Source organism: Actinomycetota bacterium (genome assembly GCA_030019255.1).
Classification (GTDB): domain Bacteria; phylum Actinomycetota; class Geothermincolia; order Geothermincolales; family RBG-13-55-18; genus Solincola_A.
In genome coordinates this window covers 95,709-121,147 of record JASEFK010000007.1, presented here as the reverse complement: position 1 = coordinate 121,147, position 25,439 = coordinate 95,709, and the positions used below count along the sequence as shown (strand labels likewise).

Genomic DNA, 25,439 nt, shown 5'->3' with positions numbered 1-25,439 from the left:
GGCAGGTTTCGTCCTTGCGGCGTGAGCCACGCTGGCCTTCAGGACCCGGGGGCCGCCGGTACGGTCTTTTTCCAAAAATAGGAAAGCGTGGCCGACCCCAGCCCCAGCGTCCACAGGTGGATGAGGAGCATCGTGAAGCGGTCCCGGTCCAGGGGCCAGTACTTGCGGTTCTCCAGGGAGTAGAGGATGTCCATGAGGGAGAGGAAGAGGAGGGAACTCCCCGCTGCCACCCCGAAGAATCCGCCCTCCGGTTCGCCCTTCCAGAGATGCCAGGCGGCTAGCATGCAGGCGGTGCTCATCCAGGAATCGGCCAGGGGGAAAGCGCGCTCGAAGGCTTCGTCCTGCTCCGTCTCGGTGGCCTGAATCTTCCCGGTGAAGAAGAGTATCCAGAATGCGGCGGTGGCCGCCCCCGTGAAACCCAGCAGCCCGGCCAGCAGCCGCCTCTTCAGGGCTTCGCCACCCCGCACGCCAGATGCTTCCCCGGACATGGGTTTATTATAGCAGACGTGAACTTTTCCGACCCCCGCTGCTCGTGAAAGCGGCGTGACGGGCGGTAGCAAAGAATGGCGCGTGTGGTACGGTTTCAGGCAGGTAATGAACCCAAGGAGAAATACCTCCGTTGGCCGTGGGGAATGGGCTGCGGGCTCGCTCGGGCGCCGATTTACGGATGGGGTGGTGGAAGGCCTCGGGATCTTAACCTCTGGGATTATAATAATCGCGTATCGTGCCGGCGGTCGCCGGGCCTGGATTGCGGAGATGCACATTCTGGTCGAATCGCTCCCCCCTTCGGGAAAAGGGTCCCGACGGGATGCCGGTTCCGAGGCCGAGGGCGTGGTTTTCCGGGAGATGAACCCTTGCGTGGCCGGCGCCTGCCGTCGTGCACGGGATGGGCTTCAGCATTCGGGAGGAGCTCCGCCGTCCGGAGTGGCACCCGTAAAGGCCGCGAACTTATCTGCAGCGGAAGGCAGGTTTCCCTTGTGCGACCGGGAAGGGCGCGGGCGGCGTGGGAAGGCGCGGTGAGAAGCGCCATGCTTCCCGCTCCCTTGAAAAGGAAAAGGAGCGGCGCCTTCAAAGGGATAGGGGGATGAGGATGTCCACAAAGGGTAACGGGAAGCGGCGTCCGGGGAGATGGTCGCGTTTTTCAATCCTGGCGGTCCTTTTAGCGGCCTCCCTGGCCCTGGTGCTGGTCTTTCACCTTGGGCTGAAAAAGGACGTGGTCTTCAGCCACTTCTTCTACCTTCCCGTGGTCCTGGCCGCCCTGTGGTGGGACTGGAAGGGGTTGAGCGTAGCCGCTTCCCTTTTCGCCCTTCTGCTGCTCTCCCATGCCGCGAGCGGATTGCAGGTCTCCATGTGGGTGGAAGTGGTCCGCGGCTTATCCTTAATCATGGTGGGATGCGTGGTGGCCTACCTGAGCCGGAGACAGGGACAACTGCACGGGGAACTGGAGAACCATTACCGGGAGCTGGAGAGGGTGGTAGAGGAGAGAACCGCCGAGCTCAGGGAGAAAAACCGCGAACTGGAGGCCTACGCCCAGACCGTCTCCCACGACCTGAATGCCCCCCTGGTGGTGATCACCGGATTCCTGGAGCTTCTGAAGGAGAGGGCCGGGGATAGGCTGGGGGAGGAGGAGAAAGAGTACCTGGAGAGGATGGAAAAGGCCGCGGAACGCATGGGCCGGCTCATCAGCTCCCTTCTTGCCTATGCCAGGGCGAGCGCCGGGCCCGCGTCTCTCGAGGTGGTGGACCCGGGGGAGGTGTTCCGGGAGGTGGCCATGGAGAGGGCCCTGGACCTGGAGAACCTCCAGGCTTGGGTGGAGGTCGACGAGGGCACCCCTCCGGTAAGGGCCGATCCCGTACGCCTCCAGCAGGTCTTCTCCAACCTGCTGGACAACGCGCTCAAGTACCGGAGACCGGACGCGCCCCTGAGGGTCAGACTCGGCTGGAGGCCCGAAGGGAGGATGATCTGCCTGTACCTGAGGGATAACGGCACGGGAATAGAGCCGGGGAAGGCGGAGGAGATATTTCAGCCCTTCCGGCGCCTGCTTTCCTGCGAGGAACCCGGCTTGGGGTTGGGGTTGTCCATCGTGAAGAAGGCGGTGGAGAGCTGGGGCGGGAGGATATGGGTGGAATCGGAGCCCGGGAGCGGCTCCGCTTTCTTCTTCACCGTTCCCGCCGTCGGCGAAATGGGGAGAGGTGCGGTCCCCACCGTGGATGGTTGAGAGGGATCAGGAGAGCGCGGGGAGGAAGGCTTCTAGAAAGCGGCGAAGGCTGGCCAACGCCCGGCGCATGCCCCGGCGCATATCCCGCGCCCGGGCGAGGAGGGAGCCGTCGGCGGCCATCATCCGGAAGCGCTTGGACCACAGGTCGGGTCGGGACTGGCCGGAATAGGGCAGGAGGTCCTCCAGGCCCACGAAATCGTGCTCCATCTCGTCGCTGACCGCCTTGATGACGGCCGCGGGCACCCCGGCCCCAGCGGCCACCTGGACCACGGCGGAACCCTCCATCTCCACCGCCAGGGCCCGGAAGGTCGATCCGAGGTGGGCGCGCAGTTCGGGGTCCAGGACCACCTGGTCGCAGGTGATGATCCTGCCCCGGTGGCAGGTCAAGGCCGTCCGGGCGGCGGACCTTCCCGCCATCTCTGCCAGTTCGCCCCCTGCCGGGAAGGAGGGATAAAAGAGCACCTTGCCCCCTTCGCATAGTCCCGGACCCGTGTGGCCGAAGCCCCCGGAGTGGATTACCCCCACGTCCGCGGGGAGCACCTCGTCCGCAACCACCAGGTCGCCGAGGCGGAGGCGGGGATCCAGGGAGCCCGCGGTGCCTATGAGCACCAGGACGCGGGCCCGGTGACGCTCCAGAAGATACATGGAGCCTGCCGCCGCGGGCACCTTCCCCACGCCGCAGGTGAGGACAAGGACGTGGGAGGATCCCAGGCTGCCCCGCCGAAGCTCCATTCCCCGTGGGGCGGGGAGCGAGGTGGGATCCCGCAGGAGGGGCAAGAGGCAGGAGGATTCGTCGGGGGTGGCGGCGATGAAGGCGATCGACCCCGGGACGGCTTCCGGTTCCTGATGGAGGTTTTCCCGCAATCCGCCCTCCCGTGCTTATGGGGAACCGCCGGAGGCAGGCACCCCGCCAGGTGATCCCTGCATTTTCATGGACTTGCGATTCCCTCTGATAATGGCGCTGCCGGCAGCGGTTGCCCAGATAAGGTTAACACGGGAAGAGGTGCGAGGTTAATCCCGGCAGGGACTTCCTTTATGGGTTGATTCCCGTCCCTCCTCTCGGCGCCGAGGGTCGAGGAGATGGCCTTGATGCCGCGAATTTCCGGTGGCGCTTTAGGGGTCGAGAGGTTTCGGGGGACCGCCCTGCCGAACTTGTGAAACCGGTGAGGCCCGGGGAAGGAGTGGAGCATTCCCTCCGTTACCCGGTACGGCAACCGTGGTACCGCGTCCGGTCTCCGAAGTAGGGAGGACGGAGAATGTCAAGGATCAAGAAATCGGTCTTCGTGCCCGGTGAGGGGAGGGGATGAGATGGTGGAATAAGGAAAAGACTGACGGCGGCCGCGCAGGCCTCGGGTGAGACATGATTAGGCATTAAGGAAAGCCATTGCGCGACCGATTAATTACCATAATTGACACGGCATTCGCGGGCGTCACTTTCCGTTTCCGGACCTTTTCGCGTGGGGAAACGTTCGCGGGTGGAGCTGAGGGTGAAGGAGGGAGAGCATGGCGGAGAAGATACTCATCGTGGACGACGACGCCACCATGGCCAACCTTCTCTCCACGGTGCTCGAGTTCGAGGGTTTCCAGCCCCTGAAGGCGCTTTCCGGAGAGGAAGCCATACGCATGGTAAAGGAGGAGAGTCCGGACCTGGTGCTCTTGGACATCATGATGCCGAAGATGGACGGCTTCGAGGTCCTGGCCCGCCTGAGGGGGGACCCGCGCACGGAGAAACTACCGGTGATCATGCTCACCGCCTGCACCGAGGACCGGGACATGTTCGAGGGGTGGAGGCGGGGGGCAGACGAATACGTGACCAAGCCCTTCGACCCCCACCGGCTGGTGGAGATAATCCGGGAGGTCCTGTCCCGTTCCTACGAGGAGAGGCTGGAGGAAAGGGCCCGGCACGTGGAATACCTGCTCGACCTCCTGAGCAGAATAGACCGGGAGAAAGAGAAAGGGGTCAGGTCTTGAATTTTGCATACCAGGGCATGTCGCATTTCTTGGGATTTACACAGCGCCCACGATTGCAAAATTCAAGACCTGACCCCTCAGTCCTCTCCGAAGAGGGTGCGGAAGAGGCCCGGGTCCTCCGCCAGCTCCCGCAGGGCCCGCAGCTCGTGGGTGTTCAGGCGGTGGGCCGCCCTGCGCAGGTATAGGAGGGCCGCCTCCCGGGTGCGCCTGAAGGTGTGGGGGTAGAGCTCCCGTACCGCCATGTCCACGCAGTCCTCAAGGGAAAAGCCAGCCTTCCGCTTGCGCTGAGCCAGGGAGAATATGCGCGGGAAGTCGGCGAAGACCTCCGTGCCGGAGCCCCTGACACTTCCTCCCGGCGAGGCGTTCCTTGGCCGCTCGCGTATCTCCTCCACCGCCCGCGGGTTTCCCGCCAGCTCCCGGAGGGCCCGCAGCGAGCCCCAGCCCCGCCTTTCCTTGAGGCGCTCGAGGATATCCATGGCCGTGTCCAGGACATCCCGGTAGGCGTGTGGGTATTCCTCCCGGGCACAGGAGGAAACGGCCTCCGGAACGCTCAACCCCTTTCCTACCCGGAGGAGGGCCCGGGAATAGAGGTCCGCGTAGTTCACGCGATCCGCAAGCCGTGGAATGTCCTCCATGGGATAATGATAGCATCGCGGAACGCGGGATGGTGATGTAGGATCCAGACGACGGCATCGGTGCGTCCTCTCCGGAAGATACGCGCCTCGGGATGCCGGCCGCAGGATCGCTGCCGGAGAAAGGTTCCGGCGAGGATTATGCCGTCGTCGCCGGGTTCCCGCGCGGGATCGGGAAGCAAGGAGGACCGCGTGCCCGAAGTATCGGTAATGGTGGATAGGAGGGAAGGCCGAAGTGGAGAAACGAAGCGGAGCGAATCCCCGTGCGGTAGTACTGCTTTCCGGGGGCCTGGATTCCATGCTGGCCGCGGAGCTCCTGCGCCGATGCGGGGTGGAGGTGGTAGGCCTGGCCTTTCGAAGCCCCTTTTTCGGGAGCGCCAAGGCGGAGAAGGCCGCCCGCCACCTGGGTATCCCCTTCCATGTGGAGGATATCACCGAGCCCCACCTGGAGATAGTCAAGAACCCGCGTTTCGGATACGGAAAGAACCTCAATCCATGCATCGACTGCCACGCCCTCATGGTGGGCAGGGCGCTGGAGAGGCTGGAGGAGCTCGGCGGCTGGTTCATCGCCACGGGGGAGGTGCTGGGGGAGCGGCCCAAATCCCAGAACCGGCAGGCCCTTGAGCTGGTGGCCCGTCACTCGGGGGCAGGCGACCTCCTTCTGCGCCCTCTGTCCGCACGCCTCCTGCCGGAGACCCGCCCAGAGAGGGAGGGGTGGGTGAGGCGCGAGGACCTCCTGGACATAAGCGGGCGCTCCCGCCGCCGACAGATGGAGCTGGCCAAGGAGTGGGGGATCGTGGACTACGAGAGCCCGGCCGGGGGCTGTCTGCTCACCGACCCCGGTTTCACCTCCCGCCTCCGGGAACTTATGGCCCGGGTTCCCGGGTTCGACCGCCACGACGCGGAGCTGGTCAAGCTGGGACGCCAATTCTGGGTGGGGGACACCCTCATCGTCCTGGGGAGGAGGCACGAGGAGAACCTGAGACTCAGGGAGGCCGCCCTTCCCTCCGACCTCCTCCTGCGGGAGAGGGACCAGCCGGGACCCACCGCACTGCTGCGGCGCTTTCCCCGTGGCGGTGCGCCCGGGGAGGAGGCTCTTGAGGAGGCGGCGCGCCTTCTGGGAATATATGGTAAGCGGAAAAGGCCTCTTTCCCGGGAGGAGATGGTGCCGTGCAGCCGGGAGGGCGAGGCGGGGGAGGAGTTCCCGCCGCAGCCTTGAGGCTGATTTCCCGGCCACGGGTCTTGTCAGCCGCGGCCTATATTATATATTATGTACATGTTATATGAATTAGTAAAAATGACGGAAAGAGGCCGGTGAATGGGTCGAGTGGCAGCGGGGGCGTCCGGATGATTGGCGGGCGGCCCGGTTGCCGCGGCGGGTTGCACTGCCGGGAAGGCATACTTTAACGTATCATTGAACGACGCGGAGAGGGCAGGAAAGGAAGTAAGAGTCTATTGGAAACCGTTTCCAAGAGGTGAACATGGAGGAGAAGTACGATTTCGCGCGCCTGGAGGAGAAGTGGAGGCGGCGCTGGGAGGAAGCTGATCTTTACCGGTGCGATGAGGACGAGAAACGCCCCAAGAAGTATGTCCTGGTCATGTTCCCCTATCCCTCCGGCCCCGCCCACATGGGGCACGTGGCCAATTACAACCTGGGTGACGTGCTGGCGCGTTACCTGCGCCGCCGGGGGATGAACGTACTCCATCCCATGGGGTGGGACGGCTTCGGGCTGCCGGCGGAGAACGCGGCCATCCGCTCCGGGGTCCATCCCTCCAAGTACACCTGGGACAACATCGCCCTTCTCAAGGAGGGCCTACAGCGCCTGGGATATTCCTACGACTGGAGCCGCGAGCTGGCCACCTGCGATCCCGAGTACTACCGCTGGACCCAGTGGTTCTTCCTCAAGTTCTACGAGCGTGGCCTGGCCTACAAGGCCCTGGCCTGGGCCAACTGGTGCCCCTCCTGCCGCACCGTGTTGGCCAACGAGCAGGTGGTCGGAGGGCGCTGCGAGCGCTGTGACACCCTGGTGGAGCAGAAGGCTCTCTCCCAGTGGTTCCTGCGCATCACCGCCTACGCGGAGAGGCTGCTTAAGGACATGGACCAGCTCTCCGGGTGGCCGGAGAGCGTCCTCACCATGCAGCGCAACTGGATCGGGCGCTCCGAGGGATGCGAGGTGATCTTCCGGGTCAAGGAGACGGGGCAGGAAATACCCATCTTCACCACCCGGCCGGATACCCTGTGGGGGGTGACCTTCTTCCTCCTGGCCCCGGAACACCCCCTGGTGGACGAACTCACCGAGGGCACTCCCTACCGGAAGGAGGTGGAGGCCTTCCGCGAGCGGCTCAAGGGGGTCTCGGCCATCGAGCGCGCCTCCTTGGAAACGGAGAAGGACGGGGTCTTCCTGGGGGCGCATGCCGTGAACCCGGTCAACGGGGAGGAGGTGCCCATCTGGACGGCCAACTTCGTGCTCATGGAGTACGGGACGGGGGCGGTGATGGCCGTTCCCGCGCACGACCAGAGGGACTTCGAGTTCGCCCGCAAGTTCGGCCTGCCCATCCGGGTGGTCATTCAGCCACCGGGAGGCGAGCTGCGCCCGGAGGAGATGACCGGGGCCTATGTGGATCCCGGGACCATGGTGAACTCGGGGCCCTTTGAGGGGCTGGACAGCGAGGAGGGGCGAACGCTCAGGGTCCCGGATTACCTGGAGGAGCACGGGTGGGGCAGGCGCACCGTTAACTACCGGCTGCGTGACTGGCTGATCTCCCGTCAGCGATATTGGGGCGTACCTATCCCCATCATCTACTGTTCCCGGTGCGGGATGGTCCCCGTGCCCGAGGAGGACCTGCCCGTGCTCCTGCCCGAGGACGTGGAGTTCATATTCGAGGGGCCCTCTCCCCTGGAGAGGTCGGAGGAGTTCCGTCGCACCACCTGCCCGCGCTGCGGCGGGGAGGCGGAGCGGGAGACAGACACCATGGACACCTTCGTGGACTCCTCCTGGTATTACCTGCGTTACGCCAGCCCTCACGAGAAGGAACGGCCCTTCGATCCCCGGGCGGTGCGTTACTGGCTCCCCGTGGACCAATACATAGGGGGAATCGAGCACGCCATCATGCATCTCCTCTATTCCCGCTTCTTCACCAAGGTCCTCAAGGACCTGGGGATGGTGGACTTCGACGAGCCCTTCACCAACCTCCTGTGCCAAGGGATGGTGGTCATGGGAGGGGCCAAGATGAGCAAGTCCAAGGGGAACGTGATCACCCCGGAGAGTTTCATCGACAGCTACGGCGCAGACACCCTGCGCCTGTTCATCCTCTTCCTGGGTCCCCCGGAGGCGGACAAGGAGTGGAACGACGCGGGCATAGAGGGAGCCCACCGGTTCCTGCACCGCGTGTGGCGACTGGTCCACCGCTACCTGGACATCCTCACCTTCAAGACCCAGCCAGTGCCCGAGGATGCCGAGGTGCTCAAGAGGCTGTCCCACCTCACCCACCGCACCATCAAGAAGGTCACCGAGGACATCGAGCGTTTCGCCTTCAACACGGCCATCGCCGCCATCATGGAGTTTACCAACGGGCTCTACCGGGAGATCGAGGAATACCCCGACGCCTTCAACACCTTCGAGGGCCACGAGGCCATCCGCACCCTCATCCTCCTCCTGGCTCCCTTCGCCCCTTTCATAACCGAAGAGCTCTGGGAGGAGGTGGGAGGTGAGTTCAGCGTGCACCAGCAGCCCTGGCCGGAGTACGATCCCCGCCTGGCCCGCTCCGAGCGCATCACCCTGGTGGCCCAGGTGGACGGAAAGGTCAGGGACCGCATCGAGGTGGACGCCGACATCACCCGGGAGGAGATGGAACGGGTGGCGCTTTCCTCGCCCAGGGTGAGGAAAAACCTGGAAGGAAGGGAGATCGCCCGGGTGGTGGTGGTCCCCGGCAAGCTGGTGAACATCGTGACCCGCTGAGAACCTCGCTGCGAGCAGACGCGGCGAGCTCCGGAACACGGAGATGCTGGAGAAATTATCCTCCCTGCTCGACTGGGCTTCCGGCCTGTCCTACCGGCAGCTGGCGATGGTCGTCGCCTTGCTCCTGGCCGCGGGGGTGGGCGGTTATTTCCTGCTGCGGCCCGCCCCCCGTCCGGAAGGCAATTTCCTGCCGGCACAGGAGGAGCAGGAGGCCGAAGCCGCGGAAACCAGGCTGGCCGTGCACGTGGCGGGAGCGGTTGTTCACCCCGGTGTGGTGCTCCTCGATCCCGGCGCGCGGGTGATGGACGCCGTGGAGCAGGCCGGCGGAGCCCTCCCGGACGCGGACCTGGATTCCCTCAACCTGGCCCAGCCGGTGCGCGACGGACAGAAGATAACCGTGCCCCGGAAGGGGGAGAGCGTCGGAGACCAGGATGGGGCCGCGTCACAGGCGGGGGGCCGGGTGAACATAAACACGGCGGGGAAGGAGGAGCTGGAGCGCCTTCCCGGCATCGGTCCCACCCTGGCCCAGCGCATCCTGGATTACCGGGAGGCGAACGGGGGTTTCCGCAGCGTTGAGGAACTCCGGAAGGTCTCCGGCATAGGCCCCAAGAAGTTCGAGGAGCTGAAGGACCTGGTGGAGATCTGAGGCCGTACCGAGGCGCCCCGGGACCAGGGGTCGCCCGGCGGCAAAGACGGCCTGACGCTGGGAGCGGGGCGGAAGCGTGAAACTCGGCTCTTGACGGCTCGTTGCGAGTATACCCGCAGAGGGGGCGGCGGCATGGGCACGAATTTTCCGCGGCGGCAATCCCGCAAGGAAAGCCCGTGCGTGGCACGCGAATGTGGGTGGCATGCGGAATTCCTTAGCCGCCGGGCGTCGCACGTGGTATTCCGTGGTTGTTCCACATGTGCCGTTGCCCCCGGCCGGGAATCGGCTTGGTAATGCCTGGAAATGGGAAGAGACCTCCTTTGCCGCTCCCGCCTCCTCCTCCTCGCCCTGGCCCTGGCGCTGGGCGGGGCGCTGGGCTGCGCCGCCAGGGAGACCTTTCCATGGGTGCTCTCGGCGGGAACCCTGGCCATGCTGCTGCTGGCCGCCGGGAGAGGGAGGAAGGAATGGGCCTGGGTGCTTCCGGCCCTGCTGCTATTCTATGCCGGCTTTTTCGTCGCCTGGAACGGCGAACGGCGGCTGGAGGGCCGGAGGGGAGAGGCCGGATGGACGCGCCTGGAAGGGAAGGTGGAGCCGGGAAACGCCGGCGGTGCAGGGGGGGAGGTTTTCCTCTTCCGGGTGGAGAAGGCAAGAGACTGTCCCTTCGCCATGCCTGGGGACCGGTACCTCCTGCGGACGGGGGAGGAAAACGAGTCCCCGGAATGGGGGGACCGGCTGGAGGTTGAGGGCTACCTCCACATCTTCCCCCGTTCCGGGGGCCAGGTGGCGGGCAGCCTCCGGGCGGAAAAGGTCCGGCGACTGGGAGGCGCGGGCAATCCTCTGCTGCGCTGCGCCGTCTTCCTGCGCACGAGGTGGGAGGGACTGGCCGAGAGGGTCCTGGTAAAACGGGAGGCAGCTCTCCTTGGCGGAATCCTGCTGGGGGATTACCGGAGGCTGGAACTGAGCGACCTGGTGGCCCTCCGCGGCTCGGGGTTGATCCACCTCTGCGCCGCCTCCGGGCTGCACGTGGGCATTCTGGCCGTCGGACTCCTCTGGCTGGGAAGGAAGTTGACCCTCTCCCGCCGGGCGACGATATTCCTGCAAGTACCCCTTCTGGCCGTTTATGCCCTGATGGCCGGGCTTTCCGTGCCCGTCCTGAGGGCCTCGGCGGTGCTTCTGGTGGCCGGGGCGGCCTTCCTCCTGGGAAGGGACTTCGATTTCCTTTCCGCCGCCGGAGCGGCGGTAATCCTCCTGTTCGTGCGCCAGGCCGACCTGGCAGCTTCTCCCAGTTTCCAGCTATCCCTAGCCGCAGCCCTGGGGGTGGTGCTTCTGCGCCGTCCACTTGGAGTCCTTATAGGAGCTGGCAACTCCCGGTTCCTGGACCTCGTGGTCACCTCCCTGGCCGCCCAGGCCGCCGTGGGCCCTTTCCTCCTGCACCACTTCGGGGAGCTGCCCCTTTTGGCCCCCGTGAGCAACCTCCTGGTGCTTCCCGTGCTTCCCCTGCTCATGGGGTTTTCCATGTTTTCCTTGTGCCTGGCGGCCCTCGGGATTCCGGGAGCCTCCCTCCCCCTGCTCGCCGCCGCCCCGCTGGCCCGCTGGATACTCAAGGTAGCCGGGTTCTTCTCCTCTGCCAGGTGGAGCCTGGTCCGCGTCTACCCCTTTTCCCTGGCCTGGATAACGATCTATTTTCCCCTGCTTCTTGCTGCCCTTATGGGAAGGGGAAGGGTTCGGAGGTGGGCGGGGCTTTCCCTCGCCGTCCTCCTCTCCCTCCTCCTGGCATGCGGCCTGCAGCTCAATCTCCCCGCACTGGGGGGCGCGAGGGGAATCGACCTTACCTTTCTGGACGTGGGTCAGGGGGACGCCTGCCTTGTCCAGGCCCCCGGGGGCGTGAACCTTCTGGTGGACGGGGGAAAGGACCCCTTCGTCCTGGAAGGAAAACTCCGCGCGAGAGACGTCCGCCGCCTGGATGCCGTCGTCGTGAGCCACCCGGAGGAAGACCATGCCGGTGGGCTGGAGGGAGCCCTGAGGGCCTGCTCCGTGGGCCTCGTCCTCCATCCCCCGCTGCAGGGGAAGGAGGGACATCGCTTCTTCAGCCTGGCCGCGGAGATGGGTATTCCGGTGCGGGAGATGAAGCGGGGAGACCGGTTCGAGGTGGGCGACGTAAAGCTGGAGGCACTGGGTCCCGATCCCGCCTGCGGGCCCGAGCTCGCCGCCAATGACCGGTCGCTGGTGTTGAGGATGGAAGCGGGCGGTAGGAGTTTCCTTTTTCCGGGCGACGTGGAGGAGGAGGGCATGGATGGACTCCTGCGGGAACCCCTCCCCCCGTGCGACCTGCTGAAGGTCCCCCATCACGGCGGATATGCGGCGGGGTGGGAGGAGTTCCTCCTGGCCCTGCGCCCGCGGCTGGCGGTCATCAGCGTGGGGGCCGGTAATTCTTATGGCCATCCCTCCCCGCGCACCTTGCGCGCTCTGCGGGCGCAGGGATGCGCCGTGTACCGGACCGACCTCGGCGGTGATATAGTAATCCGTGTGGTGGAGGGGGGATTTCGGGTGGAGACCTCGCGGGAGGGGGTGTCCCGTCGCGGCCCCGAGCTTCCGGGAGAGCGGCGGGAAGAGAGCGGCGCCCACCCGGCCGGAAGCCCGGTTCCGGCGACCGTGACCGGAGGGTGCCCCGGTTCGCCGGGCGGGAGGGGCCAACTTATGGCCTTCCGCCATCGCACAAGCCGGTGGACCCAGGATGGATGGGACGTTCGTACCCGGGCAGCTTCATGTATGCCGTCATCGGAGGGGGCTTGAATTGGGCGAGGGAAAACGGGCCCGGGCCGTTCTCATTCACGGGGAACAACCCCTCCTCCTGGAGGATGAGCTCAGGAAGATCCTGGAAAAGGCTTCCCGTAACCATCCGGAGCTGGAATTCAACCTCGACGTCTTCCGCATGGGCGAGGATGGCCTGGAGGAAGCCCTGGCCGCCGCGGAGACCCTTCCCCTGGCCGGCGGGTGGAGGTACGTGGTCATAAAGGAGGCCCAGCGGCTCACCCCGGGGGAGGTGAAACGGCTTTCCTCCTTCCTGGATCGTCCCCCGGAGAGCGCGGTTCTTATAATCCTGGCCTCAGGTCTGAAGAAGAACGCTCCCCTTATCAAGGCCTGCCGGGAAAAGGCCGCGGTGAGGGAGGCGGCCATATCCCGCCGCGAGTTTCCACTGTGGATAAAGTCCCGCTTCGAAGCGCGGGGGCTGCGGGTGAACGGCAGGGCCATACCTTATCTCCTGGAGATGGTGGGCGAGGATCTCATGGCCCTGGAAGCGGCGGTGGAGAAGATATCCCTTTTTCACCAGGGCGACCGGCCCGTGGAGCTGGAGGAAGTGGTGGCCCTGGTGATGCCCTCGGCGGAGAAAGCGGTCTACGAGCTGACCGACCGGGTGATGCTGGGGGACACGGACCAGGCCCTGAAGATACTGCGCCGCCTGTTGAGGCAGGGAGAGGACCCCAACCGGGTCCTCTACGCCCTTTCCCGTCACTATCTACGCCTGCTCCACTACAAGGCCCTGCGGGACGACGGTCTGTCCGACCGGGAGATCGCCGTGGAACTGAAGATGCCGGCGAGCATGGAGTGGACGCTTAGCTCCCGCCTCCGGCCCCAGGCCTCACGGCTGGGGGAGGAAGGCCTCCGCCGGTCCCTGGCCGCCCTGATGGAGGCGGAACGGGACCTCAAGACGGGGCGCGCGGAGCCGGAGGACGCCCTGACCGGGACGGTAATCCGCCTGGCTTCGGCCGGATCCTGATTGACAGAAATGCAAAATTATGCATAATTAGGCATAATGTTGTGAGTAACTCGTCGGAGGACGAAGAGGTGTCCGCATGAAGGTAGGCATTATAGGCGCTTCCGGGTACACCGGTGCGGAGCTCATGCGCCTGCTTTTCCGCCACCCCAGAGTGGAGGTGGCTTATGTGACCGCGCATACTTATGCGGGAAAGGAAGTGGATGAGCTCTACCCTCACCTGCATGCCTACCGGGGCATGAGGTTTCGCTCCTTCCGGCCGCAGGAGGCGCTTGAGGAAGCGGAGCTCCACTTCGTCGCCCTTCCCCATGGGGAGGCCATGGAGGTGGTGCCGTCCCTTCTGGAGGGCGGGGCCAGGGTGGTGGACCTCTCCGCGGATTACAGGCTGACCGATGCCCGGGAGTACGCCCGCTGGTACGGGAAGGAACACGGCTCCCCGGACCTTCTTTCCCAGGCGGTATACGGCCTGCCCGAGTTCTACTCCACGGGCATTCGGGAGGCCCGGCTGGTGGCCGTGCCCGGGTGTTACCCCACCGCCGCCCTGCTGGCTCTGGGACCCCTGGCCCTGCGCGGCTATCCCCTGGAGGGATGCGTCATCGATGCCAAGTCGGGGGTTTCCGGGGCGGGGAGGACCCTTTCCCTCTCCTCCCATTTCGCCCAGGCCGACGAGAGCGTGAAGCCCTATGCGGTGGGCTCCCACCGCCACACGCCGGAGATCGAGGGCCGGCTCACGGAGCTCTCCTCCCGGCCGGTGAGGGTTAATTTCGTACCCCACCTGGTGCCCATGAGCCGTGGCATCCTGGCCACCTGTTACCTGTCCGTGGGGACCGAGGTGAACCCGCGGGAGGTCGCCGGGACCTACGAGGACTTCTATGCCGGGTCCCGTTTCGTGGTCCTCCTCGGGGAGGGGCGTTTCCCGGAGACCAAGTGCGTTTCGGGGAGCAATTACTGCCACCTCGGGTGGCACCTGGACCGCGAGAGGGGAGTGCTGGTGGTGGCGTCGGCCATCGACAACCTGGTGAAAGGGGCCTCCGGTCAGGCGGTGCAGTGCATGAACATCATGATGGGCTGGGAGGAGTCCCTGGGCCTGGAGGATCCGGGCATCTTCCCCTGAGAGGATGGCGGGGTGCCGGACAAGGGTCGAGCGGACCCGTCGGGGAACCGGGGTATGGAGGTTGCCGTTTCCGGTGGTTGCGGAAATGCCCGTTTTCGAAGGAGACGGGAGACTTTATAAAGGTAAAGGAGACGAAGGATGACATCTACGGAGATAATGGGCGGCGTGTGCGCGCCCCTCGGTTTCGCGGCCGCGGGGGTGGCCTGCGGCCTGAAGGAGAGCGGCAAGCCGGACCTGTGTCTCATATCCTCGGAGGTCAGCTGTTCGGCGGCCGGGGTCTTCACCACCAACGCCTTCCGGGCCGCCCCGGTCCTGGTCACCATGGAGAACCTGCGGGGAGGAAGCCTGCGGGCGGTGGTGGCCAACAGCGGCAACGCCAACGCCTGGACCGGCCGGAGGGGCCTGGAGGACGCCCGGGACATGGCCGGGACGGCGGCCCGGGAGCTGGGAATACCGGCACGGGAGGTGGCGGTGGCCTCAACCGGGGTCATCGGGTGTTACCTGGACATGGAGAAGGTGAGAAAGGGCATCTCCGAGGCGGCCACCTCCCTCAGCCGGGAGGGTGCCGGCCGGGCGGCGGAGGCTATCATGACCACGGACACCTTTCCCAAGCAGTGGTCCCTGGAGGCGGACGGCTTCCGGGTGGGAGGCATGGCCAAGGGGGCGGGCATGATCAGTCCCCGCATGGCTACCATGCTGGCCTTCATCACTACCGACGCCCGGGTGGAGACCTGGGAACTCTCCCGGGCCCTGCGCCGGGTGGTGGACCGCACCTTCAACCGCATCACGGTGGATGGCTGCACCAGCACCAACGACATGGTGGTGGCAATGGCCAGCGGGCTCTCCGGGCGAAGGGTGGGAGGCGAGGAGTTGGAGGAGGCCCTCCTTCCCCTGTGCTCCCGCCTGGCTCGCCTGATAGTGGAGGACGGCGAGGGAGCCACCAGGTTCATAACCGTCCGCGTGCGGGAGGCCGAGGACGACGCGGAGGCGGAGGCGGCGGCCCGCGCGGTTGCGGATTCCCCCCTGGTTAAAACGGCCTTCTTCGGCGGGGACGCCAACTGGGGCCGGGTGGTGCAGGCCCTGGGAGCCTCCCTTCCCGAACTGGATGCGGCGGGGGTGGAGGTACGCTTCGGGGGCCTTCCTGTGGCCCGGGGAGGCGGACCGGTGGACGTGGAGGAAGGTGCGCTTAGGAAGGTAATGTCCTCCCCCCGGGTGGACCTGGAGATAAGCCTGGGCCGGGGCAGGGGGGAGGCCGAGGTCTGGACATGCGACCTGAGTTACGAATACGTGCGCATCAATGCGGAATACCATACCTGATACCTGAGGAGGGGAGATGGAGGCGGCGAAGCGCAAGGCCAAGGTGCTCATGGAGGCCCTTCCCTATATAAAGGAGTATTACGGCCGCACGGTGGTGGTGAAGTTCGGGGGCAAAGCCATGGAGAGCGAAGCCCTCAAGGAGCTTTTCGCCTCGGACATTGTGCTCATGCGCTACGTGGGCATCAACCCCATCATCGTGCACGGCGGGGGGCCCCAGATCACGCATTACATGGAGAGGCTGGGACTGCAGGTCCGTTTCGTGGACGGCCACCGGGTGACCGACGCCGCCGCCATGGAGGTGGCCAAGATGGTCCTGGTGGGGAAGGTGAACAAGGAGATCGTTTCCCTTATCAACGGACACGGCACCCTGGCTGTGGGCCTGTCGGGGGAGGACGGCAACCTTATCCAGGCCGTCAAGCGCCGTCACGTGGGGGAGGGAGGGGAGACGGATCTGGGTTTCGTGGGGGAAGTGAAGGCGGTGAACCCGCGCATCCTGGACAACCTCATCCGGGAGGAGTTCATCCCCGTGGTGGCCAGCATAGGGGTGGACGAGAAGGGGCAGAGCTACAACATCAACGCCGACCTGGTGGCGGGAGCCCTAGCCTCCGCCCTCAAGGCAGACAAGCTCATCTACCTCACCGACGTGGACGGCATCTACCGCGACCTGGCGGACCGGAGCAGCCTCATCCCGGAGCTCGGCCTGGAGGAGGCCGAGGAGCTGGTGCGCGGGGGCACTCTGGGCAGCGGCATGATCCCCAAGCTCCAGAGCTGCGTGGAGGCGGTGCGGGAGGGAGTCCGCCGCGCCCACATCATAAATGGGACCGTGGAGCACGCCCTGCTGCTCGAGCTCTTCACCGATGCCGGCATCGGGACCATGGTGCGGCCCTGAAGTTGATGCGGATCGGGTGACGGCACCGAAAGGCGGCGAGAGCCCGGCAGGCGGGTGCTTGTGAGGCGGGAGGAAAGATGAATTCCGATTACAACCTCGATAGGGCCCTGAAGGCGGAGGAGCGTTTCTTCATGCGCACCTACCGGCGCATGCCCGTGCTCTTCGTCAGGGGTTTCGGGACCCGGCTCTGGGACGACGAGGGCCGGGAGTACGTGGACTTCGTGTCCGGGCTGGGGGCCTGTATAGCCGGGCACTGCCACGGGGAGATCATCGCCGCCGTGGCCCGCCAGTCCTCCCAGCTGATACACGTTTCCAACCTTTACCATACCAGGCCCCAGGGGGAGCTGGCGGAGATGCTGGTACGCAGCACCTTCGCCGATCGGGTCTTTTTCTGCAACAGCGGCACGGAGGCCAACGAGGCGGCCATCAAGCTGGTACGCAAGTACATGAGGGAGGTGCGGGGGGAGGACCGCTACAAGGTGGTCTCCGCTCTGCGTTCCTTCCACGGGAGGACCTACGGCTCGCTTGCCGCCACCGGTCAACCGGAGAAGGCGGAGCCCTTCCGGCCCCTTCCGGAGGGTTTCGTGCACGTGCCCTTCAACGACGCCGCGGCGCTGGAGGAGGCGGTGGACAAGAGCACCTGCGCCGTGCTCCTCGAGCCCATCCAGGGGGAGGGAGGGGTCTACGTAGCGGAGCCTTCCTACCTGAAGAGGGCGCGTGAACTCTGCGAGGAGAGGGGAGCCCTGCTCGTCCTGGACGAGGTGCAGACGGGCATGGGAAGGACGGGGGCCCTCTTCGCCTACCAACACTACGGTATCCTGCCCGACGTGATAACGGTGGCCAAGGGTCTGGCGGGTGGGCTTCCCCTGGGAGCGGTGCTGGCCACCGAGGAGGTGGCCAGGGGATTCCAGCCCGGCGACCACGGCAGCACCTTCGGCGGTAACCCGGTGGCCTGCGCCGCGGCCCTGGCGGTACTCACCGTGCTCCAGGAGGAGCAACTGGTGGAGAATGCGGCGCGGGTGGGCGGGTATTTCCGGGAGAGGCTGCTGCGCCTGAAGGACGAGGTCCCCGGCATCGTCGAGGTCCGGGGCATGGGTCTCATGCTGGCCGTGGAGCTCGAGGACATGGATGCCGGCCGCGTGGTGCAGGAGTGCCTGGAGAGGGGTTACGTGGTGAACAATATCGGACAGCGCATCCTGCGCTTCCTCCCCCCGCTCACCGTCTCCACCCGGGAGGTGGACGGCCTGGTGGAGGTGTTGCGGGAGCTCCTGCGTGGCGGGGCCGGAGAGGGGAGGGTGGCGAGATGAGCCTCAAGGGCCGCGATTTCCTGAGCATGGCGGACCTGGAGGCGGGGGAACTGCTGTTGCTCCTCGAGGAGGCCGCGGAGTTCAAGTGCGCCCTGCGGGCGGGCAAGGTCCGCCCCAGCCTGCGAGGCAAGCTGGTGGCCCTCATATTCCAGAAGCCCTCCACGCGCACCCGGGTGTCCTTCGAGGCCGCCGTGCGTCACCTCGGTGGCCATCCCATAAACATGAATGCCTCGGAGATGCAGCTGGGCCGGGGAGAGACGGTTTCCGACACCGGGCGCGTCCTCTCCCGCTACGTGCAGGCCATAACCCTGCGCACCTTCGCCCACCGGGAGGTAGAGGAGCTGGCGGAGGCGGCGGAGGTCCCGGTGATCAACGCCCTCACCGACCTGGAGCATCCCTGCCAGGTGCTGGCGGACCTGCTCACCATCCGGGAGAGGTTCGGAGGATTCTCCGGACTCAAGCTGACCTACCTGGGCGACGGTAACAACGTGGCCAACTCCCTGGCCCTGGGATGCGCCCTGGCGGGCATCGTCTTCACCGCCGCCTGCCCGGGTGGATACGAGCCGGATGAGGAGATCCTGCGCAGGGCACGATCCCTGGCGGGAGAGGAAGCGGTGCGGGTCGTCCGTGATCCCCGGGAGGCAGCCTCGGGCGCCCACGTCCTCTACACCGACGTCTGGGTGTCCATGGGCCAGAGCGAGGAGGCCCGTCGCGAGCGGGACCTCCGACCCTACCAGCTCAACGGTGAGCTTCTGGGACTCGCCGACCCGGAGGCCGTGGTCATGCACTGCCTTCCCGCTCACCGGGGCCAGGAGATCACCGACGAGGTGCTGGACGGCCCGCGCTCCGTGGTTTGGGACCAGGCCGAGAACCGCTTGCACGCCCAGGCCGCCCTCCTGCATCTCCTTGTCGGGGAGGAGGATTGAGGCCTTGGACCGCAGGAGGAGACGGGACCTCATCCGGGAGCTAATCCGCCTCCATCCCCCCTCCAGCCAGAGGGAACTGGTGGAAATGCTCTCCGAGCGGGGAGTCAGGGTGGACCAGTCCACCGTGTCCAGGGACCTCCGGGAGATGGGAATCATCCGCCTTCCCGGCGGGCGCTACGCCTTGCCGGAGGGAGAGGGTCTGCGAGGGGAGGAAGCGGAGCTGGAAAGGGGGCTCCGCACCTATGCCCTCTCCCTGGAGCCCAGCGGGAACCTGGTGGTGGTGCGCACCCCGGCCGGAAATGCCCATGCCCTGGCGGTCATCATGGACCGGGCGGGCCACGAGGGGGTGGCGGGGACAGTGGCCGGGGACGACACTATCCTGGTGGTGGTGAGGGAGGGATTCCGCGCCGCCGACCTGGCCCGGGAATGGAGGGAGAAGGCGGGGCTGGCGTAAGCCTCGGAACCCCCGGTGGTGATATGATTTTCTGGGCGGGGACGAGGGGATAGAGACCGGCAGGCATCGAGAAGGTCCGAAGCCGGGTGCTTCTGAAGATGTGCTCGGAAGCGGAAATCCCGGCGGGTGTTCATGAGGAAAGGATCCGGAAAGGACGTGCCTATGAAGGAGAAAGTCATCCTGGCCTATTCGGGGGGGCTGGATACCTCGGTGGCCATCCGCTGGCTTCAGGAAAACTACGACCTGGAAGTGGTGGCCCTGGCCGCCGACCTGGGACAGCCCGGTGACCTCAACGCCTTGCGGGATAAGGCGCTGCGCCTGGGGGCGGTGGACGCGGTCACGCTGGATCTCAAGGAGGTCTTCGCCGAGCAGTACGTTCTCCCGGCCCTCAAGGCCAACGCCCTCTACGAGGGCAAGTACCCCCTGGCCACCTCGCTGGCGCGTCCCCTCATCGCCTCAGTGCTGGTGGAGGAGGCGAGGCGCCGGGGAGCTACGGCGGTGGCCCACGGATGCACGGGGAAGGGAAACGACCAGGTGCGCTTCGACCTCACCTTCATGGCCCTGGGGCCCGACCTCCGCATCATCGCTCCCCTGAGGGAGTGGAACATGTCCCGGGAGGAGGAGATCGACTACGCCCGCCGGCACGGCATCCCGGTCCCGGTAACCCTGGAGAGCCCCTATTCGGTGGACGAGAACCTGTGGGGCCGGAGCTGCGAGGCGGGTGTCCTGGAGGACCCCGGCGTGGAGCCCCCCGAGGACGCCTACCAGTGGACGGTCTCCCCGCAAGAGGCCCCCGACGAACCGGCCTACCTGACCATCGGTTTCCGGGAAGGGAGGCCGGTCTCCCTGGAGGGGGAGGAGATGGGGCTGGTGGGCCTGATAATGGAGCTGAACCGGCTGGGAGGCTCCCACGGCGTGGGCAGGATAGACATGATCGAGAACCGCTTGGTGGGGATAAAATCGCGGGAAATCTACGAGGCGCCGGCCGCCACCATCCTCATCGAGGCCCACCGGGCTCTGGAGTCCTTGACCCTGACCCGGGAGACGCAGCACTTCAAGCCCATCCTGGAATCCAAGCTCGCGGAGCTCATCTATTACGGGCTGTGGCACGACCCCCTGCGCCCGGCCCTCTGCGCCGCCGTGGAGGAGACTCAGAGGGCGGTGACCGGCGAGGTGAGGGTGAAGCTGTACAAGGGAACCTGCACCGTGGTGGGTCGCGAGTCGCCCTATTCCCTGTACGACTATTCCCTGGCCACCTACGATCGCTCCGACCTCTTCGACCATGCCTCCAGCCGAGGGTTCGTCGAGTTGTGGGGTCTCCCGCTGCGGGTATGGGGAAAGAGGCGGGAAAGGGCCGGCTTTTAGGCGGCAGGGGCCCTGGCTCAGGAAGCGGGGCGGGTGGGACATGCGACCGTGGTGGTGGAAGGGGGCGAGGCGGAGGCGGCCCGGGCAGGAGGACCGCCGCGGAAGGGGGGAATGGAAGGGGCGCTTGTGAGGTGGAAATAAATGGGGCGAGAAAAGGTTTTTTTCACGCCACATGCCGGGGGAAGAACACTCCCCGAGGTTGGGAAGGGGGCATGAAAAGCCATGAAGCTCTGGGGAGGTCGTTTCAGCAAGGACACGGCGGAGATCGTCCACCGTTTCACCTCCTCCCTTGCCTTCGACCCACGCCTGCTCAAGCAGGATCTTAAAGTAACCGAGGCCCACGCCCTGGCCCTGCGGGAATGCGGCGTCCTCACCCCCGAGGAGCATGAGAAGGTGGTCTCCGCCCTGAGGGAGATGGCCAGGGAGGCGGAGGAGGGGACTTTCCCCTTCGCCGATGACGAGGATGTTCATACCGCCGTGGAGCGGGTGCTGGTGGAGAGACTTGGTGAGGTGGGGGCCAAGCTGCGCACCGCACGCAGCCGCAACGACCAGGTGGCGGCGGACCTGCGACTCTACCTGATGGAGGAAACGGCGGAGATCGTCCACCGGCTGGCCGATCTCATGGAGGTGCTCCTGGAACTGGCGGAGGAGAACCTGGGGGTGATCATGCCCGGTTTCACCCACCTGCAGCCGGCCCAGCCCATCCTCCTCTCCCACCACCTGCTGGCCTATTTCGAGATGTTCAAGCGGGACGTGGAGCGCTTCACGCAGGCGAGGTCCCGCATGGACCGCTGTCCCCTGGGGAGCGGTGCACTGGCCGGGGTGGGCTATCCCCTGGACCGCTGGCTGCTAGCCGAAGAGCTGGGATTCGGGGGAATCACCGCCAATTCCATGGACGCGGTCTCCGACCGTGACTTCGCGGCCGACTTTCTCTACGCGGCCGCCCTCACCGCCGTGCACCTCAGCCGCCTGGCGGAGGAGATCGTCCTATGGATGAACCCCAGGTTCGGTTTCCTGCGGCTGGACGAGGCCTACACCACGGGTTCCTCCATCATGCCCCAGAAGGCCAATCCTGACCTGGCGGAGCTGTTGAGGGGCAAGACGGGAAGGATGATCGGCCACCTGGTTTCCCTGTTGGTGATGCTGAAGGGACAGCCCCTGGCCTACAACCGGGACCTCCAGGAGGACAAGGAGGGCGTTTTCGATGCCGCCGATCAACTGCGCTCCATGCTGGAGATAACCGCCGCGGCGCTGCGCACGGCGGAGTTCGACCGGGAGAGGATGCAGGAGGCGGCCTCGGAGGGGTATCTCAACGCCACTGACCTGGCCGATTATCTGGTGGAAAAAGGGGTTCCCTTTCTCCATGCCCATGAGGCGGCGGGGAAGGCGGTCAGGCTCTGCCTGGACCGGGGAGGCATCCCCCTGGAGGAGCTTGCCCTGAAGGACCTCCAGGCCATAGAGCCGTGCATCGAGGAAGACGTCTACCCGCGCCTCTCCCTCCAGGAATGCATAAAGGCACGCGACCTTCCGGGGGGCACCTCCCCGGGGAGGGTAGAGAAAGCCCTGAGGGAGGCGCGCAGCTGGCTGGAGGTGGAGGGCCGGCGCCTTCCGCGCTGAGAGCGTGGCGGCGCGGGAGGGTCGCGGGGCGGCGTCCCGCATGCGGGCGTCCTCGAGTCGGGGACGGAGAGGGTGGTTTCCATGGGAAAGGTGGAGGAGCTTAGCCGGGCCTTCGAGGAGCTGGCGGAGCTCTCGGACATCAAGGGGGAGGTGCGCTTCAAGGTTAACGCCTACCACCGGGCCGCCGAGGTGGTCAGGGAGGTGGGCGAGGAGATCCTGAAGGCCGAGGACATCAAGGAGCTCCGCAAGTACAAGGGGATAGGCGAAGGTATAGCCAAGAAGATCCTGGAGTTCAAGCGCACCGGGACCATCTCCAAGCTGGAGGAGCTCAAGGAGGAGATACCCGTGGAGCTCATCTCCCTCCTCCAGGTCCCCAACCTGGGCCCCAGGAGGGCCAGGCTGGTATATGACGAATTGGGAGTGCGCACCATCGAGGAGCTCAAGGAAGCGGCGGAAGCCCACAAGCTGGCCGAGCTGCACGGGCTGGGACCCAAGGCGGAGCAGAACATCCTGGAGGGCATCAGGCACCTCCAGACCACCACGGGTCGGCTTCCCATCCACCGGGCCCACCGCGTCCAGGAGGAGATATCCCGGCACCTCCAGGAGAGGATACCCGGTCTTACCCTGAGCCCCGCGGGGAGCCTGCGCCGCATGAAGGAGACCATCGGGGACATCGACATCCTGGCCGCCTCGAGGGAACCGGGAAAGGTCATGGAAGCCTTCTGCTCCCTGCCGCTGGTGGAGAGGGTGCTCCTTCATGGCGATACCAAGAGCTCTATACGCACCGTCGACGGGCTGCAGGTGGACCTCAGGGTGGTGGCTCCCGAGGAATACGGGGCGGCTCTGCAGTACTTCACCGGGTCCAAGGCGCACAACGTCAGGGTGCGCGAGATCGCCAAGAAGGCGGGGAAGAAGGTCAGCGAGTACGGCGTGTTCTGGGTGAAGGACAACCGGCGGCTGGCGGGAGCCGACGAGGAGGAGGTCTACGCGGAGCTGGGGATGGACTGCCCGCCCCCGGAACTGCGCGAGAACCGGGGAGAGGTGGAGGCGGCGCTGGAACACCGGCTCCCCACCCTGGTGACCTTGGAGGACATCCGTGGAGACCTGCACGTGCACACCGAGGCCAGCGACGGGACCGCCGACCTCCTGGAGATGCGGGCGGCGGCGGAGGCCCTGGGATACCGCTACCTGGCCATCACCGATCACGCCGGGAACCTCAAGGTGGCCAACGGGCTGGACCGGGAAAGGCTGCTCCGGCAGGTGGAGGAGATCAAGAGGCTGAATGCCAGGAAGGATTCCCCCGTCCTGCTCCTCTCGGGGACGGAACTGAACGTGGGCAACCGAGGGGAGGTGGACTACGACCCCGAGGTCCTCTCCCGCCTTGACGTGGTCATCGCCTCCATCCACGGGGGATTTCGCCAGCCCAGGGAGCAGATGACCAGGCGTATCCTGGAGGCCATTCGCAACCCCCACGTGAAGATAATCGCCCATCCCACGGGAAGGCTTATCGGGCAGCGCCCGCCCTACGAGGTGGACCTCCGGGCGGTGATGGAGGCGGCGGCGGAGACGGGGACGGCCCTGGAGCTCAACGCTTTTCCAGACCGCCTGGACCTGAACGACGAGAACCTCATGGAGGCTCGTTCCCGCGGGGTGATGATTGCCCTGGGAACCGACGCCCACCGCCGGGAACACCTGGCCTTCATGCTCTACGGGGTGGCCACCGCCCGCAGGGGATGGCTGGGACGGGAACACGTCCTCAACGCCAAAGAGCCCGAGGAGCTTCTCCGGTGGCTGTGGGCGGGTCGCGAAAGGCAGGCATAGAGCACCCGGGTAGTGGACGGCACGGCCGCCGGACGGGTCGCGGGAGCGGTCGCAGGAGGGGAAGGGGTGGAGATGGAGGTTAGGAAGAACGCCATCGTTCCGCTGGGGTACGGCAAGTATTACCGGGCGGACAAGATCATCGGCCTGGAGCCCATAGGGGAGGAACGCGGTCCGGCCCGTCGCACCTACGTCTACGTGGAGGGGCGGCAGGAGCCAGTCATCGCCTCCCGCACCGAGGAGACCATCCTGCGGGACATGGTGGTCTCCGGCGAGGAGGCGGAGGCCTCCATGGCCTTCGAGCTCCTGGAGAGGATACTGCACGAGATGGAGAGGGTGGGGCCCATGCTCCGCAGGAGCATCCGGGAGGAGAGCGGCCTGGACATCGACGACCTGGTGGGCCGCATCCGGCGCGTGCTCTCCCGGGAGGAGGACAGGGAGGCGGACCAGGGCACGTTGTTTATCTGAACCTGATCTGAACCGGAAAAGGTTGTGGAACCAAGGAGGTAAGCCTTGAAGCTGAGGGAGATCTACGAGCTGGCGGTGAAGATGGGGATGGAAAAAGACCCCCGCGGCAAGGAGGAGATCGAGAGGATACTGGCCGCCAATCGGGAGAAGTACGAGAAGCTCCCGGAAAAGGAAAAGAGGTTCTTCGACCTGGAAAGCCTGGAGAACCCATTTCCGGACTCCCGCATCCTGGTGGGGGACCCGGAGACGGAGGTACGCTGCGCCCTGGTGGGCATCGACATGGAGGTGCCGGAGGTCCTCCTTGCCGACCGCCTGCGGGAGAAGGGGGAGCCCGTGGACCTCATCATAAGCCACCACCCGGAGGGGAAGGGGCTGGTGAACCTGGACAAGGTCATGGCCCTCCAGGCCGACGAATGGTACCGCCACGGCGTGCCCATCAACATCGGAGAGGCCCTCATAGGAAAGCGCATGCAGGAGATCTACCGCGCCTTCCTCCCCCGCAACCACGAGCGGGCCCTGGACGCCGCCCGCCTCCTGGGCATACCCTTCATGAGCATGCACACCGTGGCCGACAACCAGGTCCATTCCTACCTGGGTGAGCTCTTCGCCAAGCGCAAGCCGCGCACCGTGGGCGAGGTGGTGGATATCCTCCTGGAGATCCCCGAGTACCAGGCCTCAGCGGAAAGCCAGGCGGGACCGGTGGTCATCGTGGGCAAGAAGGAGAACCGCGCCGGCAAGGTGATGGTGGACATGACGGGAGGAACCGAGGGCCCCCAGGAGGTGCTGGAGAAGCTGGCGGCCGCCGGCGTGGGGACCATCGTGGCCATGCATTACTCCGAGAAGCACCGCGAGGAGGCGGAAAGGCAGAAGATAAACGTGATCATCGCCGGGCACATCGTTTCCGATTCCCTGGGCATGAACCTCATCCTGGACAAGCTGGAGGAGAGGGGGGTGCGCATCATC

The 25,439-nt window shown here is 65.8% G+C and carries 21 protein-coding genes; 18 read left to right on the top strand and 3 right to left on the bottom strand.

What is annotated here, in order from left to right; genetic code table 11:
- Nucleotides 1–38 precede the first annotated feature (38 nt).
- Entirely contained in the window at nucleotides 39–467 is a 429-nt protein-coding gene (locus QME84_08000; protein ID MDI6874208.1) for a hypothetical protein, read from the bottom strand.
- A 623-nt stretch (nucleotides 468–1,090) separates the two neighbouring features.
- On the opposite strand from QME84_08000, the gene QME84_07995 reads away from it, so the two are divergent.
- The gene (locus QME84_07995; GenBank protein ID MDI6874207.1) at nucleotides 1,091–2,218 is read left to right on the top strand and encodes a HAMP domain-containing sensor histidine kinase; all 1,128 of its coding nucleotides are present in this window, start codon (nucleotides 1,091–1,093) and stop codon (nucleotides 2,216–2,218) included.
- 6 nt (nucleotides 2,219–2,224) lie between these two features.
- On the opposite strand, the gene QME84_07990 is transcribed toward QME84_07995, so the two are convergent.
- Complete coding sequence (locus QME84_07990; protein ID MDI6874206.1) at nucleotides 2,225–3,082, bottom strand: 5'-methylthioadenosine/S-adenosylhomocysteine nucleosidase; 858 nt, start codon at nucleotides 3,080–3,082, stop codon at nucleotides 2,225–2,227.
- A 639-nt stretch (nucleotides 3,083–3,721) separates the two neighbouring features.
- Between QME84_07990 and QME84_07985 the strand changes: the two genes are divergently transcribed.
- Nucleotides 3,722–4,189: a response regulator gene (locus QME84_07985; protein MDI6874205.1), complete on the top strand. Its 468-nt coding sequence runs from the start codon at nucleotides 3,722–3,724 to the stop codon at nucleotides 4,187–4,189.
- 77 nt (nucleotides 4,190–4,266) lie between these two features.
- Here QME84_07985 and QME84_07980 read toward each other — a convergent pair whose 3' ends face one another.
- Nucleotides 4,267–4,794, bottom strand: a complete 528-nt coding sequence (locus QME84_07980) for a hypothetical protein (protein MDI6874204.1) — start codon at nucleotides 4,792–4,794, stop codon at nucleotides 4,267–4,269.
- Nucleotides 4,795–5,056: 262 nt separating this feature from the next.
- Between QME84_07980 and QME84_07975 the strand changes: the two genes are divergently transcribed.
- The 16 genes from QME84_07975 to QME84_07900 all read left to right on the top strand — a co-directional run.
- Nucleotides 5,057–6,040, top strand: coding sequence for a tRNA 4-thiouridine(8) synthase ThiI (locus QME84_07975; GenBank protein ID MDI6874203.1), 984 nt, complete (start codon nucleotides 5,057–5,059; stop codon nucleotides 6,038–6,040).
- A gap of 262 nt (nucleotides 6,041–6,302) precedes the next feature.
- Nucleotides 6,303–8,780, top strand: coding sequence for a leucine--tRNA ligase (gene leuS, locus QME84_07970; GenBank protein MDI6874202.1), 2,478 nt, complete (start codon nucleotides 6,303–6,305; stop codon nucleotides 8,778–8,780).
- 43 nt (nucleotides 8,781–8,823) lie between these two features.
- A complete protein-coding gene (locus tag QME84_07965; protein MDI6874201.1) occupies nucleotides 8,824–9,426 on the top strand; it encodes a helix-hairpin-helix domain-containing protein in 603 nt (200 codons plus the stop codon).
- A gap of 303 nt (nucleotides 9,427–9,729) precedes the next feature.
- Nucleotides 9,730–12,219, top strand: coding sequence for a ComEC/Rec2 family competence protein (locus QME84_07960; GenBank protein MDI6874200.1), 2,490 nt, complete (start codon nucleotides 9,730–9,732; stop codon nucleotides 12,217–12,219).
- A gap of 1 nt (nucleotide 12,220) precedes the next feature.
- Nucleotides 12,221–13,204 (top strand): DNA polymerase III subunit delta, encoded by a 984-nt coding sequence (holA, locus tag QME84_07955; protein ID MDI6874199.1) that lies wholly within the window; start codon nucleotides 12,221–12,223, stop codon nucleotides 13,202–13,204.
- Nucleotides 13,205–13,280: 76 nt separating this feature from the next.
- Nucleotides 13,281–14,315 carry an N-acetyl-gamma-glutamyl-phosphate reductase gene (argC, locus tag QME84_07950; protein ID MDI6874198.1) on the top strand — a complete coding sequence of 345 codons (1,035 nt, stop codon included), beginning with the start codon at nucleotides 13,281–13,283 and terminating at the stop codon, nucleotides 14,313–14,315.
- A gap of 138 nt (nucleotides 14,316–14,453) precedes the next feature.
- The gene (argJ, locus tag QME84_07945) at nucleotides 14,454–15,632 is read left to right on the top strand and encodes a bifunctional glutamate N-acetyltransferase/amino-acid acetyltransferase ArgJ (GenBank protein MDI6874197.1); all 1,179 of its coding nucleotides are present in this window, start codon (nucleotides 14,454–14,456) and stop codon (nucleotides 15,630–15,632) included.
- Between the two features lie 16 nt (nucleotides 15,633–15,648).
- Nucleotides 15,649–16,521, top strand: coding sequence for an acetylglutamate kinase (argB, locus tag QME84_07940; protein MDI6874196.1), 873 nt, complete (start codon nucleotides 15,649–15,651; stop codon nucleotides 16,519–16,521).
- A gap of 77 nt (nucleotides 16,522–16,598) precedes the next feature.
- Entirely contained in the window at nucleotides 16,599–17,828 is a 1,230-nt protein-coding gene (locus tag QME84_07935; GenBank protein ID MDI6874195.1) for an acetylornithine transaminase, read from the top strand.
- Nucleotides 17,825–18,754: an ornithine carbamoyltransferase gene (gene argF / locus QME84_07930; protein MDI6874194.1), complete on the top strand. Its 930-nt coding sequence runs from the start codon at nucleotides 17,825–17,827 to the stop codon at nucleotides 18,752–18,754. Before QME84_07935 ends, argF begins: the two co-directional genes overlap by 4 nt.
- Nucleotides 18,755–18,758: 4 nt before the next feature.
- Nucleotides 18,759–19,208 (top strand): arginine repressor, encoded by a 450-nt coding sequence (locus QME84_07925; protein ID MDI6874193.1) that lies wholly within the window; start codon nucleotides 18,759–18,761, stop codon nucleotides 19,206–19,208.
- 162 nt (nucleotides 19,209–19,370) lie between these two features.
- Nucleotides 19,371–20,573 carry an argininosuccinate synthase gene (locus QME84_07920; protein MDI6874192.1) on the top strand — a complete coding sequence of 401 codons (1,203 nt, stop codon included), beginning with the start codon at nucleotides 19,371–19,373 and terminating at the stop codon, nucleotides 20,571–20,573.
- Between the two features lie 222 nt (nucleotides 20,574–20,795).
- Nucleotides 20,796–22,190, top strand: a complete 1,395-nt coding sequence (argH, locus tag QME84_07915; protein ID MDI6874191.1) for an argininosuccinate lyase — start codon at nucleotides 20,796–20,798, stop codon at nucleotides 22,188–22,190.
- Nucleotides 22,191–22,271: 81 nt separating this feature from the next.
- Entirely contained in the window at nucleotides 22,272–24,011 is a 1,740-nt protein-coding gene (gene polX, locus QME84_07910; protein MDI6874190.1) for a DNA polymerase/3'-5' exonuclease PolX, read from the top strand.
- Nucleotides 24,012–24,083: 72 nt separating this feature from the next.
- Complete coding sequence (locus QME84_07905; protein MDI6874189.1) at nucleotides 24,084–24,476, top strand: hypothetical protein; 393 nt, start codon at nucleotides 24,084–24,086, stop codon at nucleotides 24,474–24,476.
- 45 nt (nucleotides 24,477–24,521) lie between these two features.
- On the top strand, nucleotides 24,522–25,439 hold a 918-nt coding region (locus tag QME84_07900; GenBank protein MDI6874188.1), incomplete at its 3' end, for an NGG1p interacting factor NIF3.